Source organism: Burkholderia sp. PU8-34 (genome assembly GCF_053427725.1).
Genome location: NZ_JBSAXC010000014.1, coordinates 104,737 through 122,081, shown reverse-complemented (window position 1 = coordinate 122,081; position 17,345 = coordinate 104,737). Strand labels below are relative to the sequence as shown.

The following is a 17,345-nucleotide window of genomic DNA, read 5'->3' as shown; positions in this document are numbered from 1 at the left end:
GCGCGCCGCGGGGCGTCAAGGATAGAAGATCTGGACGCGGAAATTCGATGCGGGGGCGCCGTTCGTGTCGAGGCGGACGATCATCGTCTGTGTCGCGCCGGCCGGCAGCCCGGCTTCGATCGGCGTGCCGGGGCGGACGTACTCGCGCGGGGCGAGCACGCGGCGCACGGTGATGTGATTGGTGTCGTCGAGCAATGTCAGCTCGAGCGACGGGTACGCGAGCGCGACACGGTAGCGATTGGTCAGCGGCGCCTTCAGCTCGAGCACGCGCGGGCCGTCGATCTGGCGCAGGTCGGTCGCGTCGAGCCGCAACCCGTCGATCGCGCGCGGTGGCGCGACCGTGCAGCCGAGCGGCGCGCACAGTTGCCGGAACCAGCCCTGCGTGACCGGCCAGTAGATCATCAGCGACTCGCGCTGCCACCACGCGAGCTGCACGACGAGCAGCACCGCGAGTGCGGCGGCCACGAGGCCGCCGAGGAAGCCGCCGAGCAGGCCGCGCCGTGCCGGCGCGCGCGTTTCGCGCGTGACGGTGAAATGCGGACGGTCGTCGTCATCGGGGGCGGCCGTGAACGGTTCGCGCGGCGCATCGGCTGCGAAACGCGGCTCGCGCTCGGTGCGGCCGGCCGCGCGATCGTCATCGGCGGGCGTTGCCGGGGCCGGTGCGTGATGGATATCGGTGACGAAACGCGGTTCGTGCGCATCGCGGGGCGCGGAAAACGGCGCGTGATCGGCGGCGGTCTGCTCTTCGTCGGGCGATGCGGGCGGCTGGTCGGCCGCGAGGTGCGGTTCGCGCGCGTCGTGCGCCGCGCCGAGGGCTGCAAATGCCGAAGCCGCCGGTTCGTCGCCGTGCGTCGGCGAAATCGGCGGCAATGCGCCTGAGGCGGACGCATCGGTCGTTGCCGGGGAAACGGGGGACGAGGGCTGCGGCGTACCCGTCAGGCGGACGACGCCTGGCTCGGCGCCGGATGTCACGCCGCTGTCGGGCAGCGAGACAGGAACGAGCGGTTCGGTGCTGACGCTGCGCACGCTGTGCTGAAGCGCCGGATCGACGTTGCCGTCGAGCCACGGCGCCCACATGTCCCAGTGATCGGGACGGAAGTTGGCATGCGCGGGTCGTTCTTCGTGCGTGGTCTCGACGAACAGTCGCGGTGGGGACACCGCGTGTTGACCCTCGCCATGCGCTGCTTCGGGAGCAGGAGCTTCGGCGGCAGAAACCTCGGCAGCGGGAACCTCGGCGGCAGAAACCTCGGCTGCGGGAACTTCGGCAGCGGGAACTTCGGCAGCGGGAGCGTCGGCGGCAGGAACCTCGGCAGCAGGAACCTCAGCAGTGGGAACCTGAGCAGCGGAAACCTCAGCAGCAGAAACCTTAGCAGCGGAGCGACCGGTGTCGCGCGCTTCGACGGCGGATTCGCCGGTTGCATGCGCTTCGACGGCGCCGCTTTCGGCAGTGCTTGCCGCATCGGCCGAGCGGGCGACGGCACTATCGCCGTGCGCCGCATCCGCTACGGCCGGCTCGGGCTGCGCCGCGTGTTCGTCGACGAGCGACGCGGCCGCATCGAAGACCTGCTGGCAGTGCCCGCAGCGCACGAGCCCGCCGTGTAACGCCAGCTGTTCCTGCTGCAGGCGGAACACGGTTTCGCAATGAGGGCAGCGCGTCGCAAGAAGCATGTCGAGCCGGGCGGCCTGCTGGCCAGAGTGAAGGACAGCGCTATTCTAATGGCTTTCCAGCCGGGTTCCGGCGAGGCATACCCAACCTTCGTGCTCGCGCCAGACCGAGATGTCGACGTAGCGTGCATAGACGGCCGCGACTTCGTCCGCCTGGCGCGCGAGCACGCCCGACAGCGCGATGCGCCCGCCCGGCTTCACCTTCGACGCGAGCATCGACGCCATCAGCTTCAGCGGATTCGACAGGATGTTGGCGACGACGATGTCGAATTCGCCGGCCGGGCATTCGTCCGGCAGCCCGTACGTGACGTCGGCACGGTTGCGTTCGCTGTTCTGCCGCGCCGATTCGACCGCTTGCGGATCGATGTCGACGCCGACGACGGGGTTCGCCCCGCATTTCTGCGCGAGGATCGCGAGGATCCCCGAGCCGCAGCCGTAGTCGAGCACCGACTGGCCGGGCTTTACCGACTGCTCGAGCCATTCCATGCAGAGGCGCGTCGTCGGATGGCTGCCGGTGCCGAACGCGAGGCCCGGATCGAGCTCGAGCACGAGCGCGTCGGGGTCCGGCGCGTCGTGCCACGACGGCACGACCCAGATCCGCTCGCCGATCGGGATCGGATCGAATTGCGATTGCGTAAGACGCACCCAGTCCTGTTCCTCGACTTCGCGCACGTCAAACTTCGGCGCCGCCGAAAGACCGATGTCGTTCGCGGCCGCAGCGAGCAGCACGGCCGGATCGTGATCGGGCGGCAGGAGCGCGACCACGCGCGAGTGCTGCCACGCAGTGCGGTCGGGCACGAGGCCCGGTTCGCCGAAGAGCGGCTGCTCGTCAGGCGTATCGGCATCGGCGTCCTCGACGGACACCGACAGCGCACCCAGCTCGAGCAATGCGTCGGACAGTGCCTCCGCATGCTCCCGGGCCAGTTCGACGACGAGTTCGCGATAGCTCATGCTTACGCTTCTTCCGGTGCGACCTGCTGCTTCTGTGCGAGCCGGTTTTCGAGGTAGTGGATGCTGGTGCCGCCTTCGACGAACTTCGAGTCGATCATCAGCTCGCGGTGCAGCGGGATGTTGGTCTGGATGCCTTCGACCACCATTTCCGACAGCGCGATGCGCATCCGGCTGATCGCCTGCTCGCGGGTCGCGCCGTAGGTGATCAGCTTGCCGATCATCGAATCATAGTTCGGCGGTACGAAATAGCCATTGTACGCATGCGAGTCGACGCGCACGCCCGGGCCGCCCGGCGTATGCCACGACGTGATCCGGCCCGGCGACGGCGTGAACTTGAACGGATCTTCGGCGTTGATCCGGCATTCGATCGCATGTCCGCGGAACTGGACGTCGCGCTGGCGCAGCGCGAGCTTCTCGCCGGCCGCGATGCGGATCTGTTCCTGCACGATGTCGACGCCCGTGATCAGCTCCGACACCGGGTGCTCGACCTGCACGCGCGTGTTCATCTCGATGAAGTAGAACTCGCCGTTCTCGTACAGGAATTCGAACGTGCCCGCGCCGAGGTAGCCCATCTTCTTGCACGCGTCCGCGCAGCGATCGCCGATCCGGTCGATCAGGCGGCGCGGGATGCCGGGCGCCGGCGCTTCCTCGATCACCTTCTGGTGGCGGCGCTGCATCGAGCAGTCGCGCTCGCCGAGCCACAGCGCGTTCTTGTGCGCGTCGGACAGCACCTGGATCTCGATGTGGCGCGGGTTTTCGAGGAATTTCTCCATGTACACCTGCGGGTTGCCGAACGCACGGCCGGCTTCCTCGCGGGTCATGTTGACCGCGTTGACGAGCGCAGCCTCGGTGTGCACGACGCGCATCCCGCGGCCGCCGCCGCCGCCCGCGGCCTTGATGATGACCGGATAGCCGATCGCGCGCGCAATCTTCACGATCTCCTTCGGATCGTCCGGCAATGCGCCTTCCGAGCCCGGCACGCACGGCACGCCGGTCTTGATCATCGTCTGCTTCGCGGTGACCTTGTCGCCCATCAGGCGGATCGTTTCCGGACGCGGGCCGATGAACGTGAAGCCCGACTGCTCGACGCGTTCCGCGAAGTCGGCGTTCTCTGACAGGAAGCCGTAGCCGGGGTGGATCGCCTCGGCGTCGGTGACTTCCGCCGCGCTGATCAGCGCGGGCATGTTCAGGTAGCTCAGGTTCGACGGGGCGGGGCCGATGCAGACGGCTTCGTCCGCGAGGCGCACGTACTTGGCTTCCTTGTCGGCTTCCGAGTAGACGACCACCGTCTTGACGCCCAGCTCGCGGCACGCGCGCTGGATGCGCAGCGCGATTTCACCGCGGTTGGCAATGAGGATTTTTTCAAACATAGTGATTATTCGTCTCTTCGAGGGGCGCGCGAGCGGCGCCTGGCGAGCATCGGCGGCGCGCGGCGGGGAAGCCGCGCGGCGGACTTTAGCCGATCACGAAGAGCGGCTGGCCGTATTCGACGGCCTGGCCGTTCTCGACGAGGATTTCCTTGATCACGCCGGCCTTGTCCGACTCGATCTCGTTGAGGAGCTTCATCGCTTCGATGATGCAGAGCGTCTGGCCTTCCTTGACCGTGTCGCCGACCTGGGCGAACGGGTCCGCGCCCGGCGACGGCGCACGGTAGAAGGTGCCGACCATCGGCGACGTCACGACGTGGCCCTGCGGCGCGGCGGCCGCGGGTGCCGCGCCGCCGGCCGACGCAGCACCGGCCGCGCCCTCGGCCGGCAGTGCCATCGTTTGCGCGGGCATGCTGATTTGCGGGGCATATCCGCCCGTCGGCTGCACGTAGACCGGCGGCGCGTTCTTGACGATACGCACCTTGCCTTCGCCTTCCGTCACTTCCAGCTCGGAGATGCCGGACTCGGAGACGAGGTCGATCAGAGTTTTCAGCTTACGAAGATCCATCGGGAATTCCCCTTTCAATACGTGAAAGCGCCGGTTGGAGCCGGCGCTGAATCTAGATCGTGAAATCAGCCGCGCGACGCGCCTTGCAGCTTGTCGAGCGCGTATTCGAGCGCGTACAGGTAGCCTTTCCAGCCGAGCCCGCAGATGACGCCTTCGGCCTGGTCGGAAAAGTAGGAGTGGTGCCTGAACGCTTCGCGGCGGTGCACGTTCGACAGGTGAATCTCGACGAACGGGATGCCGACGCCGGCAATCGCGTCCCGGATTGCGACGCTAGTGTGCGTGTACGCGGCCGGATTGATCAGGATGAAATCGGTTTGTTCATCCCGCGCGGCCTGGATGCGGTCGACGAGCGCGCCTTCGTGGTTGCTCTGGAACGACGTCAGTTCGGCACCGGCTTCCTGCGCGCGCGCGGCGAGCGCCTGATCGATCTGCGAGAGCGTGACGCGGCCATACACCTCCGGTTCCCGGGTGCCGAGAAGGTTCAGGTTCGGGCCGTGCAGCACCAGCAATCGTGTCATGGTCGCTTCTATTTCTGCGGAATTGCGCGAACTTTAGCGCTATTTAGAGAAATTTGTCTAGTTTTGCCGAACGGCCATCCGCGCGACGCCTGTAAGAATTACCGGCGTGCGCGCAAAGTATCGGCGAATTCACGCGAAATTGCGTCGATCGCAATACAAATCGCCGGCAACGTGCAGCGCGTGCGCACGTCCGGCTCAAAGCGCATCGAGCGTCTTTTTCAGTTCGGCCGGCTGGATTTGTCCTAATTTTGTCTCGCGGATTTTGCCATGTTCGTCGATCACGACGGTAAAAGGCAGCGCGCCAGCCGTATTTCCGAAATTACGGGCCAGATCGGCGCCGGCGTAGCCGCTGACGAAAACCGGATAGTCGACCTTCACTTTCTGCAGGAAGGTCTTCACGTTCTGCCCGGAATCGACGCCGATCCCGACGAAGCGGATGCCTTTCTGTTTGTACTCGTGCGACAGTGCGACGAGTTCCGGCATCTCCTCGACGCACGGGCCGCACCACGACGCCCAGAAGTTGACGACGATCTTCTGGCCCTTGAACGAAGCCAGCGTCGCCGGTTTGCCGTCGACGTCGGTCAGCGCGGCGGCCCACAGCTGGTCGACCGGGTTGCCGGGGGCGGGCGCGGCCTCGGCGACGGAGTCGGCCGGGGCGCCGCGGAACCAGTGGCCGGCAGCGAGGCCGCCCGCGACGGCGGCCGCCGCGACGACGGCGAGCGCCAGCATGCGTTTCATATTCATCATCGGATCAGGTGGGTTCGGAAGGGACGTCGCTCGCCGCGAGGAGCGCGCGCAGCGCGGCCGCATCGGCACGCGGCAGCCGGCCGCGGGCGTCGGCCTTCACCGCGCCGCGCAGGTCGTCGCTCGCATACAGCGCGACGTGGATGCCCACGGCGTCCGCGTCGCGCTGTATGCGCCACAGGAAGCTCAGCGTCTCGACGTCGCCGCGGCCCGCAAAGTGGCGGGTTTCGGACACGTCGTACTGGACGTTCTGGTTCAGCAGCGAGATCGCGACGTCCTTCGGGTTGTCGGTAAACGTCTGCAGGTGAATGTCCGAATGCGCGTTTGCAGTGCCGTTCAGCACGGCGCCCGTCACATACGGATTGAAGTCGGCGAGCCGCCGCATCCAGTCGAGCGCGACTTCGCGCAGGCGGCGCAGTTCGTCGGGCTGCGTGTCGCTCTGGAACAGTACGAGATATTCGCGCAGCGCTTCCTCGATCAGGTCGTTATCCGGCAGCCATTCGCCGGCAACGCGCGAGTCGCCGAGCAACTGGCGCGCGGCCTTGCGCTTCGCGCCGGCGTAGTCCAGGCCGTCCTCCGCGATGAGGCGCGCGGCGGCCTGGGCAATTTCCTCGCGGACGCGCCGCGGATCGACTAAGGGTTTGCGAGACATGATGCGGCAATCATACTCGATCGCCGCGGCGCCCGGACGCGGTGCGGCCGCGCGCCGCCCGGCGCCCGGCGCCCGGCGCCCGTGGCGGGGCCCGCTTGCGTCGCGCGGGGCGCCGGGGGCGGCTGGCCGTCAGTTACAATAGCGCTCTTTGTGTCGCGGCAACATGCGTTGGCCGGGCGCCGGCCGCGCGGCCTGTCCGGCGCGCCGCAGAACTATCCTTTCCGAATCGACGGCGCCCGGCGGCGCGAAAGCATTCACCTATGCACATCCACATTCTTGGCATCTGCGGCACCTTCATGGGCGGTCTGGCCGTTCTCGCGCGCGCGGCGGGGCACACGGTCACCGGCTGCGACGCGGGCGTCTATCCGCCGATGAGCACGCAGCTCGAGGCACAGGGCATCCAGCTGATCGAAGGCTACGGCGCCGAGCAGATCGACCTGAAGCCCGACCTGTTCGTGATCGGCAACGTCGTGACGCGCGGCAATCCGCTGATGGAAGCGATCCTCGATCGCGGCCTGCCTTACATGTCGGGCCCGCAGTGGCTCGGCGAGCATGTGCTCGCCGGCAAGTGGGTGCTCGCGGTCGCCGGCACGCACGGCAAGACGACGACGTCGTCGATGCTCGCATGGCTGCTCGAGGATGCCGGCCTGAACCCGGGCTTCCTGATCGGCGGCGTGCCGCTGAACTTCGGCGTGTCCGCGCGGCTGACCGATTCGAGCTTCTTCGTGATCGAGGCCGACGAATACGACACCGCGTTCTTCGACAAGCGCTCGAAGTTCGTCCATTACCGGCCGCGCACCGCGGTGCTAAACAACCTGGAATTCGATCACGCCGACATCTTCCCGGATCTCGCTGCGATCGAGACGCAATTCCATCACCTGGTGCGCACCGTGCCGGGCGTCGGGCGGCTGGTCAGCAACGGCCGAGAAGACGCGCTCGAGCGCGTGCTCGCGCGCGGCTGCTGGAGCGAGGTCGAGCGCTTCGGCGTCGACGGCGGCTGGCAGGCGCTGCCCGCCGAGGACGGTGTGCCGGTCGACGAGCGCTTTGCCGTTTACTGGCGCGGCGAACGGCTCGGCGAAGTCGCGTGGCAGGTGCAGGGCGAGCACAACCGGATGAACGCGCTCGCGGCGATCGCCGCCGCGCGCCACGTCGGCGTGCCGCCCGCGCAGGCGGCAGCTTCCCTCGCGTCGTTCCGCAACGTGAAGCGCCGCATGGAAGTGCGCGGCAGCGTGAACGGCGTGACCGTCTACGACGACTTCGCGCATCACCCGACCGCGATCGAAACCACGATCGCCGGCCTTCGTGCGCGCATCGGCGGGCAAAACACCCGCATTCTCGCCGTGCTCGAGCCGCGCTCGAACACGATGAAGCTCGGCGTGATGAAGTCGCAATTGCCGGCGAGCCTCGCCGATGCCGATCTCGTGTTCGGCTACGGCGCACCGGCCGGCCGCGACGCGCTCGGCTGGAACCTCGGCGAAGCGCTCGCGCCGCTCGGCGACAAGGCGCGCGCGTTCGACGATCTCCATCTGCTGGTGAAGGCTGTCGCGGCGGCCGCGCGCCCGGGCGACCACGTGCTCGTGATGAGCAACGGCGGCTTCGGCGGCGTCCACCAGAAGCTGCTCGACGCGCTCGACGCCGGCGGGAGCCGCGCGTGATCCTGTACCTGCACGGCTTTCGCTCGTCGCCGCAGTCGGCGAAGTCGCAACTGCTCGCCGCACGGATGGACGCACTCGGACGCACCGCCGAATGGCGCTGCCCGATGCTGTCGATGGCGCCGCTCGACGCGATCGCGGCGGCGGAAGCCGAAGTCGCCGGCGCACGCGACGTGACGGTGATCGGCAGCTCGCTCGGCGGCTATTACGCAACGTGGCTCGCGGAGAAGCACGGCTGGAAGGCCGTGCTGCTGAATCCGGCGACCGTGCCGCAGCGCGACCTCGAGCAGCATCTCGGCGAGCAGCCGCTATGGCATGGCGGCGGCACGATCGTCGTCGAGCGGCATCATCTGGATGAGCTCGACGCGCTGCGCGTGCCGGCGATCACGCGCCCCGAGCGCTACTATCTGTTCGCGGCCACGGGCGACGAAGTGCTCGACTATCGCGAGATGCTCGCCCATTACCCGGGTGCGCGAACCCGCGTGATCGAAGGCAGCGATCACGGAATCAGCGAATTTGCCGACTATGTCGACGACGTTCTCGCATTTTGCGACAGCCCCGCGACATGAACCGGCTGCAGGCCATCGAACCCCAATCATCACGCGGCGCCCCGTCGACGGCGGCGCCCGGCAGTCTGAACGAGAGTACTGAGTGAACGTTTTCTTCGAGGAATCGGGCAGTTTCAAGGCGGGCAGCGTGCTGTCGCGCCAGGGCGATGCGTTTCAGGTCGAGTTGCCCGGCGGGCGGCGCGCGAAGGTACGCGCGAAGGACGTGCTGATCGAATTCGAGAAGCCGGCCGCGGGCGAGCTGATGCAGCAGGCCGATGAGGCCGCGCAGCAGATCGACCTGGATTTCCTGTGGGAATGCGCGCCGGCCGAGGAGTTCGCGTATGCGACGCTCGCCGACGAGTACTTCGGCGCGTCGTACGGCCCGGTCGAGCGCGCGGCGCTGGTGCTGCGCCTGCATGGCTCGCCCGTCTATTTCCGCCGCAAGGGGCGGGGCCAGTACCAGCGCGCGCCGGAAGAGCAGCTCAAGATGGCGCTCGCGTCGCTCGAGCGCAAGCGCCAGCAGGCGCTCGTCCAGGCGCAGTACGAAGAGGAGCTGAAGGCCGGCAAGCTGCCGGAAGCGTTCGACGGCAAGGTGCTCGCGCTGCTGACCCGTCCGGACAAGAACGCGATCGAATACAAGGCGCTCGAGGCGGCGGCCGGCGCGCGCGGCGTGTCGCCCGCGCGGCTGATGCTCGACTGCGGCGGCATCGCGTCCGCGCGCGCGCTGCACGAGGCGCGCTTCCTCGCCGAATTCTTCCCGCACGGCACCGGCTTTCCGCCCGTCAGCGTCGGTGCGCTGCCCGACGACCTGCCGCGCGCCGACGTCGAGGCGTTCTCGATCGACGACATCACGACGACCGAGATCGACGACGCGTTCTCGGTCGAGCATCTGTCCGACGGCCGGGTGCGGATCGGCGTGCACATCGCGGCGCCGGCGCTCGGCATCGCGCGCGGCGACGCGGTCGACGCGATCGCGCGCGGGCGCCTGTCGACCGTCTACATGCCCGGCGACAAGATCACGATGCTGCCCGACGACGTCGTCGACGTGTTCACGCTGAAGGAGGGCGACTACCGCCCGGCGCTGTCGCTGTACATCATCGTGAATCGCGACACGCAGGACATCGTCGCGAACGAGACGCGCGCGGAGCTCGTGTTCGTGAAGAACAACCTGCGCCACAACACGCTCGACGAGCTCGTCACCGAACAGACGCTCGCCGACGGCAGCGGCGACTATCCGCACAAGGACGACATCGCGGTGCTGTGGCCGCTCGCGCAGGCGCTGTTCGAGAAGCGCCAGCAGGCGCGCGCGGGCTACGGGCTGAAGCGCGAAGTGCAGCGCAACACCGACTACAACTTCTACGTCGACGGCGAGCACATCACGATCACGCCGCGCCGCCGCGGGTCGCCGCTCGACCTGATCGTGTCGGAACTCGCGATTCTTGCGAACTCGACGTGGGGCGCGTTCCTGCACGACCACACGGTGCCCGGCATCTATCGGTCCCAGCGCGGCTTCGGCGCGCCGGGCCCGAAGCGCACGCGGATGCAGACGACGGCCGCGCCGCACGAAGGCCTCGGCGTGCCGCAATACGCGTGGAGCACGTCGCCGCTGCGTCGCTACGTCGACCTCGTCAACCAGTGGCAGCTGCTCGCGTGCGTGCAGCACGGCGTGACCGCGAAGCTCGCCGCGCCGTTCAAGCCGAAGGACGCCGACCTGTACGCAGTCGTGCAGGGCTTCGACGATACCTATTCCGCGTATGCCGACTACCAGCGCCGGATGGAATATTTCTGGTGCCTGCGCTGGCTGACGCAGGAAGGCAAGAAGCAGGTCGTCGCGAGCGTCGTGAAGGGCGATCTCGTGCGGCTCGAGGACGTGCCGCTGCTGCTGCACGTGCCGGCGCTCGGCGTGCATGCACGCGGCACGCGCGTGCTGCTCGACGTGATGTCGATCGACGAGCTGACGATCGAGGCGTCGGTGCGGCTGCTGAACGTGCTCGACGCGCCGGCCGTGACGGGCGGCGAAGCGGCTGAAGACGAGGAAGACGGCGAAAGCGGCGATGACGTGCTGCTCGACGCGGACGACGCTTCGGCGGAATCCGAGGCCGAGGCGCTCGCCGAAGCGCAGACGGACGCCGGCGCGGCCGCCAGCGATGGCGCGGCTGCCGAAAACAACGACAACGAGGAGGAGCGCGCATCATGAATTCGGCCGTTTCGGCGAGCGGGCAGGACCGCTACGTCGTGTTCGGTAATCCGGTGGCACACAGCAAGTCGCCGTTCATCCACGCGCAGTTCGCCGCGCAGACGGGCGAGCCGATCGTCTACGAGCACCGGCTTGCGCCCGTCGACGGCTTCGAGGCCGCCGTGCGCGCGTTCATCGCCGAAGGCGGGCGCGGCGCGAACGTCACGGTGCCGTTCAAGCTCGACGCGCACGCGCTTGCCGACACGCTGTCGCCGCGCGCGGCCGCTGCCGGCGCGGTGAACACGCTGCGCTTCGACGCCGATGGCCGGATTCATGGCGACAACACCGACGGCGTCGGCCTCGTGAGCGACATCGAGACGAATCTCGGCGTGCAGCTCGCCGGCACGCGCATCCTGCTGCTCGGCGCGGGTGGCGCCGCGCGCGGCGTCGTGCTGCCGCTGCTCGATCGCGCGCCGCTGTCGATCACGATCGTGAACCGCACCGCGAGCAAGGCGGAAGCGCTCGTCGGCCAGTTCACGCAGGCCGCGCACGACGCGGGCTGCACGCTCGCGGGCGGCGGCCCGGACACCCTGCGTGCCGAACCGTACGACGTGGTGATCAACGCGACGGCCGGCAGCCTCGACGCCGCGCTGCCGGAATGCGATCCGGCCGTGTTCGGCGCGGGCACGCTCGCGTACGACATGATGTACGGCGCGCACCCGACCGTGTTCATGCAGCACGCGGCGTCGCTCGGCGCGCGCGTGGCCGACGGGCTCGGGATGCTCGTCGAGCAGGCGGCCGAATCGTTCTTCGTCTGGCGCGGCGTGCGGCCGGACGGTGCGCCGGTGCTCGCGGCGCTGCGCCAGGCACTCGCCGCACACTGAGCCGGAGCACGCAAGTGGTGGTGGCGGTGAGCGGCGCGCAACGCGCGCGGGCGGTCGGTCCGGCCCGCTGGATCGTCTATGCGGGCGCGGTGTTCGCCGGCGCGTGGCTCGCGACGCAGCTCTTCTACTTCGCGCAGATCGCGATCTGGTCGGTCGTGAATCCGGGCTCGACCGCGTTCATGCGCACCGATGCATGGTGGCTGTCGCGCGACAACCCACCGGCGTCGATCCGGCATCAATGGGTGCCGTACGACCAGATCTCGCGCAACCTGAAGCGCGCGATCATCGCGTCGGAGGACGCAACCTTCGCGACCAACAACGGCTACGACGTCGACGCGATCCTGCAGGCGTGGGAGAAGAACAAGGCGCGCGGCCGCATCGTCGCCGGCGGCTCGACGATCACGCAGCAGCTCGCGCGCAACCTGTTCCTGTCGCGCGAGAAGAGCTACATCCGCAAGGGCCAGGAACTGATCATCACGTGGATGCTCGAGACGCTGCTCGACAAGGAGCGGATCTTCGAGATCTACCTGAATTCCGTCGAATGGGGGCGCGGCGTATACGGCGCCGACGCGGCCGCGCGCTATTACTACCGGACTTCCGCGAACCGGCTCGGCGCATGGCAGTCCGCGCGGCTCGCGGTGATGCTGCCGAAGCCGCGCTGGTTCGACGCGCATCGCGGCACCGCATACCAGGCGCAGCGCGCGGCCGTCATCGCGCGGCGCATGGGCGCGGCCGCGCTGCCGCAGACGGAGTGAGCACGCGGGTTTCGTCCGTAATTCTGTCCGCTTGTCCGTTCCGTCATTGCGACGTCATTGTTGCGCTGCGGCGAATGTGCGTTGCCGCGCATCACGCGCGCAATGTCTAGACGAATTCATCTATTTCACTTTCCTGAGCAATACCGCCATCCGGGGAAGGTCTGTTTGCAGATATGTCCCGGACTTCGCGCGGGTTTAGCGGCGGCAGATAAACAGATATCCGTCTGAAAGGCGCATGAAACACAACGTTTCGGAATTCGAAGCGATTTCGAAAGGTGTGCGCCGCACCGTGCTGCGCTCAAATATTTCCAAATTTTTCAAAGAGGGTCGGTTCGCGTATATTGGCCAGCGCCTCGGCCTATCGGCCGCGCATCTGAGGCGGGGGGCGGCTTACCCGGCTGCTCGACACAACAAACGACATTCGAGAGAAGGAAAAACAACGATGCCAGCGAGCAAAGCGAAGCTGTTATTTGGTGTGGTTCTCTCTTCGCTGATCCTGGCGGCGTGCAACGGAGACGACGTGACGTCGGCCTCCGGTTCCGCAAGCGCCGACAGCTCAGCCGATCCCGCCGCCCTGGCGGACAAGGCGTACAACGATCCCAACAGTTACTCCTCGAGTCCGACCGCGTCGATCGACGCGTCCGCCGCGCTAGAACGTGCCGCCGTCACGCATCACCAGATCACGCTGAACGGCAAGACGATCCGCTACACAGCCACGACCGGCCACCTGACTGCACGCAATCCGCAGACGGGCGCGCCCGAAGCGACGTTCTTCTACGTCGCGTATACGGCCGACAACCAGCCGTCGGCGAAGCGGCCCGTCACGTTCCTGTACAACGGCGGCCCCGGTTCCGCGTCGGTGTGGCTGCATCTCGGCTCGTTCGGGCCGCGACGCGTCGCGACGGGTGACCCGAACGCGAACACGTCGTCGTTCCCATTCGTCGACAACGCCGAGAGCCTGCTCGACACGACCGATCTCGTGTTCGTCGATGCGATCGGCACCGGCTACTCCGAAGCGATCGCGCCGAACACGAACCAGAGCTTCTGGGGCGTCGACGAGGACGCGGGCGCGTTCCGCGACTTCGTGATGCGCTACCTGGCCGTGAACCAGCGCAACGATTCGCCGAAATACCTGTTCGGCGAGTCGTACGGCACGCCGCGCACCGACGTGCTCGCGAACCTGCTCGAGACGGCCGGCGTGAATCTGTCGGGCATCGTGCTGCAGTCGTCGATCCTCGACTACAACAGCAACTGCGACATGGCGAGCAACAACATCGGCAACTCGAACAACGGTTCGAGCCCGGTGAGCTGCGCGGGCTTCGTGCCGAGCTACGGCACGGTCGGCGCGTACTACCAGCTCGACAATCCGAACCCGTCGAACCTGCCGCAGTATGCGGACCAGATGCGCCAGTTGACGGCTGGCTCGTACGTGAGCGCGGTGAACGCGTATCTCGCGAGCCACACGCAGCCGCCGAACGGCCTCGTCACGACGATGGTGAACGCGACGGGCGTGAAGGCATCGCTGTGGAATGCCGATTTCAACGTGGTCCCGACGTTCTTCGACAACAGCTACCAGCTGTCGCTGATCCCGGGCACGCTGATCGGCCGCTACGACGCGCGCGTGAACGTGCCGCTGTCGAGCTCGCTCGCGGCGGACGGCGATCCGTCGAGCACGTTCATCACGAAGCCGTTCACCGACAGGATCGGCAGCTACCTGCCGAACGAGCTGAAGTACTCGGCGCAATCGGCCTATTCTGTAAGCAGCAATGCGATCCTGACATGGGACTGGAGCCACGACGGCCTCGCGATGCCCGACACGATCCCCGACCTCGCCGCGGCGCTGACGCTGAATCCGGCGCTGAAGGTGCTGTCGCTGAACGGGTATCACGACATCGCGACGCCGTTCTACCAGACGGAGCTCGATCTCAAGCGGCTCGGGTCGCAACCGAACCTGACGATCAGGGACTATCAGGGTGGACACATGGTCTATCTCGACGACACGTCGCGCCCGCAGGAGAAAGCCGACCTGGTGACCTTCTACAACGCGGCCGCGCATTGACGCGATGCGCGAACCCGGCGACGGGCATCCGGCAGCGCGCGCGCCGTGCGGCGCTCGCCCGCCGGTTGTCGACGACCTCATTCCAGACTGGAGCCTGACATGAAGAAGCGATTTTTCGTCGTTGCAGTGGCGCTCGCGTGCGGGAGCCTCGTGACGTCCCTGTCCGCATTTGCACAGGCGAGCGATGCCGCGCCCGCACGGTCCCGCCAGGCGCAGCTCGGCGATCCGTACGTGCCGCCTGCCGCGCGCAAGCCGACCGCGGGCACGCAGACGTCCGGCGCCGCGCTGCACGCGCAAGTGGTGGCCAAGCTCGCACGGCAGTTCCGCGCCGCCGACACGCAGAACACCGGCACGGTGACCGAAGCGCAGGCGCGCGCAGCCGGGCTCGGCTACGTCGCGAACCACTTCAAGCAGATCGACTCGACCGGCAGCGGACGCGTGTCGTTCAGCGACGTGCAGCGCTACATGCAGCAGCAGGGCGCGAGCCAGCAGTAAGTCCACGTAGCGGAAAACGGGGAGGGACCCGCGGCGGATCGCGGGTTCCGACGCCGTTCCCGCGGGCGCGCTGCTCGCCGCTGCGCGCCCGTCTTCCCGCACCTCGCCGCAGCATCCATTCGATCTCATTATCTGGACAACGCATTCAAATATTGGAGCTGAATGCGTGCGCTCCTACAATCCGAAGCACATTGACAGGCTTCGGATTCACGCATCGCGTGGCGCCCGACGCACACGGAGACACTTTCCATGACGTTCGCCGGGCGCCTTCCTCGGTGCATCGACCGCCGCGCCGCCGCGGCGCCGGACCACGGTCCGGCACGCGTGCGAGCGGTATCCGCGATTCCGTTGAAGACTGCCCGCCCATGACCAAGATGCCCGCATCCCTTGCCCTCGACGGCCGCCGTCCGGCAGCGGACGACGCGCCCGCGCTCACCGACAGCATCGGCGCGACCAGCACGCCGCTCGACCTCGCCGCGCAGCAGGCCGGCACGCAGACGCTGCTGCGCGGCCTCGCGATCCTCGAAGCGATCGCGAACGGCGCGCGCGACATGCGCTCGATCGGCGCCGCGCTCGGCACGACGCGCAGCACCACGCACCGTCTCGTCAGCAGCCTCGTGCAGGCGCGCTACCTGCGCCAGGTGCAGGGCGGCTACCTGCTCGGCCCGAAGCTGATCGAACTCGGCACGATCGCGCTCGAGCAGATGCCGCTGACTGCCGTCGCGCGTCCGCACCTCGAAGCGCTCGCCGAAGCGACGCTCGACACGATCCACCTCGGCGTGCGCGATGGCGACGACGTGCTCTACATCGACAAGATTCCCGGCACCCGCGGGCTCGAGATGCGCTCGCGGGTCGGCCACCGGATGCCGCTCGCATCGACCGGCATCGGCAAGGCGATGATGCTCGACTTCGATCCAGACACGTGGCGCGCGCTGTTCGAGGCCGCGCGCCGCGCGCTCGCCGGCGTGAACTTCAAGCCCGACCACCGGCCGGATGCGAGCGCGTTCCTGCAACGCATGGCGCACTACGCGGCCGGCGGCTACACGTTCGATCTCGAGGAGAACGAAGCATCGATCCGCTGCGTCGCCGCACCGATCCGCGATGCGTCCGGCGCGATCGTCGCGGCCGTGTCGGTGGCCAGCACGATTCCGTACATGCCGCATGACCGGATGGACGAACTGATTCCGCTCGTGCAGCGCGAAGCGCGAGCGATCTCCGCGGAACTGGGCTGGAGCCCGCCGCAAGGTACACGCAGGATCAAACGATGACGAACCCGACCCGGACCGCTGCGGAATCCTTTGCCGCCGCCCCGTCGCTGATCGCGCTCGACTGGGGAACGACGTCGCTGCGCGCGTACCTTTACGACGCGCACGGCGCATTGCTTGCAACGAAGAGCCGCGCAGCGGGCGTGATGCACGTGCCGGCCGGCGGCGCGCGCGCGTTCGACGTCGTGTTCGAGGACGTGTGCGGCGACTGGCTCGATCGCGCGCCTGGCCTGCCGGTGCTGGCCGCCGGCATGGTCGGCAGCGCGCAGGGCTGGCGCGACGTGCCGTATGTCGCGTTGCCCGCCGGCGCCGATGCGCTCGTCGCCGGCATCTTGACGGTAGGCACAGCGCGCGGCACGACCGTGTCGATCGTGCCGGGCGTGATCGCGACGGGCGAATTGCCCGACGTGATGCGCGGCGAAGAAACGCAGATATTCGGCGCACTCGCGGACACCGCTACGTTTTATCCTGATCGTTCAGGGGTACTGATCGGCCTGCCGGGCACGCACGCGAAATGGACGTGGGTGAAGGACGGACTCATCGAGCGTTTCCAGACCTTCATGACGGGCGAGCTGTTCGCGGTGCTGCGCGATCACACGATTCTCGGCCGCACGATGCGCGTGCCCGAAGCGCCGGATCGCGCCGCGTTCCTGCGCGGCGTGGCGGTTGCGCGCGGCGCGCAGCGCGCCGGCATGCTGGCGACGATCTTCAGCACGCGCACGCTCGGCCTGACCGGGCGTCTCGCGCCCGACGCGCAGGGCGACTACCTGTCCGGCCTGCTGATCGGTCACGAGCTGAACGCGCTCGACGCGATGCTCGCGGAGCGAGGCGCTGTGCTCGCGCACGAGCCGCTGCTGCTGATCGGCGACGACGGCCTGTGTACGCGCTACGTCGACGCGCTGCAGGCATTCGGCTGCACGCATGCGCGAGTCGCCGCGCACGCGACCGAGCGCGGGCTGTGGCAGATCGCGTCGCGCGCGGGACTCGTGCGCGCGGACGGCGCGCGTGTCTGCGCCGATCAATGAACCGAACCGATTGCGGAGGAA

16 protein-coding genes are annotated in these 17,345 nt (G+C 67.8%); 9 read left to right on the top strand and 7 right to left on the bottom strand.

The annotated features are described in order from the left end of the window. Positions 1–15: 15 nt before the first annotated feature. From ACV22Z_RS27230 to ACV22Z_RS27200, 7 genes are all read right to left on the bottom strand, one after another. Positions 16–1,668 carry a DUF3426 domain-containing protein gene (locus ACV22Z_RS27230; protein WP_448079374.1) on the bottom strand — a complete coding sequence of 551 codons (1,653 nt, stop codon included), beginning with the start codon at positions 1,666–1,668 and terminating at the stop codon, positions 16–18. A gap of 45 nt (positions 1,669–1,713) precedes the next feature. Beyond that, positions 1,714–2,616 (bottom strand): 50S ribosomal protein L11 methyltransferase, encoded by a 903-nt coding sequence (prmA, locus tag ACV22Z_RS27225; protein WP_448079373.1) that lies wholly within the window; start codon positions 2,614–2,616, stop codon positions 1,714–1,716. Positions 2,617–2,618: 2 nt separating this feature from the next. After that, a complete protein-coding gene (gene accC / locus ACV22Z_RS27220) occupies positions 2,619–3,986 on the bottom strand; it encodes an acetyl-CoA carboxylase biotin carboxylase subunit (RefSeq protein WP_448079372.1) in 1,368 nt (455 codons plus the stop codon). 85 nt (positions 3,987–4,071) lie between these two features. Beyond that, positions 4,072–4,551: an acetyl-CoA carboxylase biotin carboxyl carrier protein gene (accB, locus tag ACV22Z_RS27215; RefSeq protein WP_448079371.1), complete on the bottom strand. Its 480-nt coding sequence runs from the start codon at positions 4,549–4,551 to the stop codon at positions 4,072–4,074. A 65-nt stretch (positions 4,552–4,616) separates the two neighbouring features. After that, entirely contained in the window at positions 4,617–5,069 is a 453-nt protein-coding gene (aroQ, locus tag ACV22Z_RS27210; RefSeq protein WP_448079370.1) for a type II 3-dehydroquinate dehydratase, read from the bottom strand. Positions 5,070–5,264: 195 nt separating this feature from the next. Continuing rightward, a complete protein-coding gene (locus ACV22Z_RS27205; protein WP_448079426.1) occupies positions 5,265–5,813 on the bottom strand; it encodes a TlpA family protein disulfide reductase in 549 nt (182 codons plus the stop codon). Between the two features lie 7 nt (positions 5,814–5,820). Further along, on the bottom strand, positions 5,821–6,465 hold the full coding sequence (locus ACV22Z_RS27200; protein WP_448079369.1) for a UDP-N-acetylmuramate--alanine ligase: 645 nt from the start codon (positions 6,463–6,465) through the stop codon (positions 5,821–5,823). 41 nt (positions 6,466–6,506) lie between these two features. On the opposite strand from ACV22Z_RS27200, the gene mpl reads away from it, so the two are divergent. The 9 genes from mpl (at position 6,507) to ACV22Z_RS27155 (ending at position 17,324) form a co-directional block, all read left to right on the top strand. Further along, the gene (mpl, locus tag ACV22Z_RS27195; protein ID WP_448079368.1) at positions 6,507–8,120 is read left to right on the top strand and encodes a UDP-N-acetylmuramate:L-alanyl-gamma-D-glutamyl-meso-diaminopimelate ligase; all 1,614 of its coding nucleotides are present in this window, start codon (positions 6,507–6,509) and stop codon (positions 8,118–8,120) included. Next, positions 8,117–8,686: a YqiA/YcfP family alpha/beta fold hydrolase gene (locus tag ACV22Z_RS27190; protein ID WP_448079367.1), complete on the top strand. Its 570-nt coding sequence runs from the start codon at positions 8,117–8,119 to the stop codon at positions 8,684–8,686. The genes mpl and ACV22Z_RS27190 overlap by 4 nt, the downstream gene beginning before the upstream one ends. Positions 8,687–8,768: 82 nt before the next feature. Next, a complete protein-coding gene (locus ACV22Z_RS27185; protein WP_448079366.1) occupies positions 8,769–10,862 on the top strand; it encodes an RNB domain-containing ribonuclease in 2,094 nt (697 codons plus the stop codon). Then, a complete protein-coding gene (gene aroE, locus ACV22Z_RS27180) occupies positions 10,859–11,725 on the top strand; it encodes a shikimate dehydrogenase (RefSeq protein ID WP_448079365.1) in 867 nt (288 codons plus the stop codon). The genes ACV22Z_RS27185 and aroE overlap by 4 nt, the downstream gene beginning before the upstream one ends. A gap of 17 nt (positions 11,726–11,742) precedes the next feature. Further along, entirely contained in the window at positions 11,743–12,480 is a 738-nt protein-coding gene (gene mtgA / locus ACV22Z_RS27175) for a monofunctional biosynthetic peptidoglycan transglycosylase (RefSeq protein WP_448079425.1), read from the top strand. A 442-nt stretch (positions 12,481–12,922) separates the two neighbouring features. Next, the gene (locus tag ACV22Z_RS27170; RefSeq protein ID WP_448079364.1) at positions 12,923–14,539 is read left to right on the top strand and encodes a S10 family peptidase; all 1,617 of its coding nucleotides are present in this window, start codon (positions 12,923–12,925) and stop codon (positions 14,537–14,539) included. A gap of 99 nt (positions 14,540–14,638) precedes the next feature. Continuing rightward, complete coding sequence (locus tag ACV22Z_RS27165; protein WP_448079363.1) at positions 14,639–15,034, top strand: EF-hand domain-containing protein; 396 nt, start codon at positions 14,639–14,641, stop codon at positions 15,032–15,034. A gap of 365 nt (positions 15,035–15,399) precedes the next feature. After that, positions 15,400–16,302: an IclR family transcriptional regulator gene (locus ACV22Z_RS27160; protein ID WP_448079362.1), complete on the top strand. Its 903-nt coding sequence runs from the start codon at positions 15,400–15,402 to the stop codon at positions 16,300–16,302. After that, entirely contained in the window at positions 16,299–17,324 is a 1,026-nt protein-coding gene (locus tag ACV22Z_RS27155; RefSeq protein WP_448079361.1) for a 2-dehydro-3-deoxygalactonokinase, read from the top strand. The genes ACV22Z_RS27160 and ACV22Z_RS27155 overlap by 4 nt, the downstream gene beginning before the upstream one ends. The last annotated feature ends 21 nt before the right edge of the window (positions 17,325–17,345 follow it).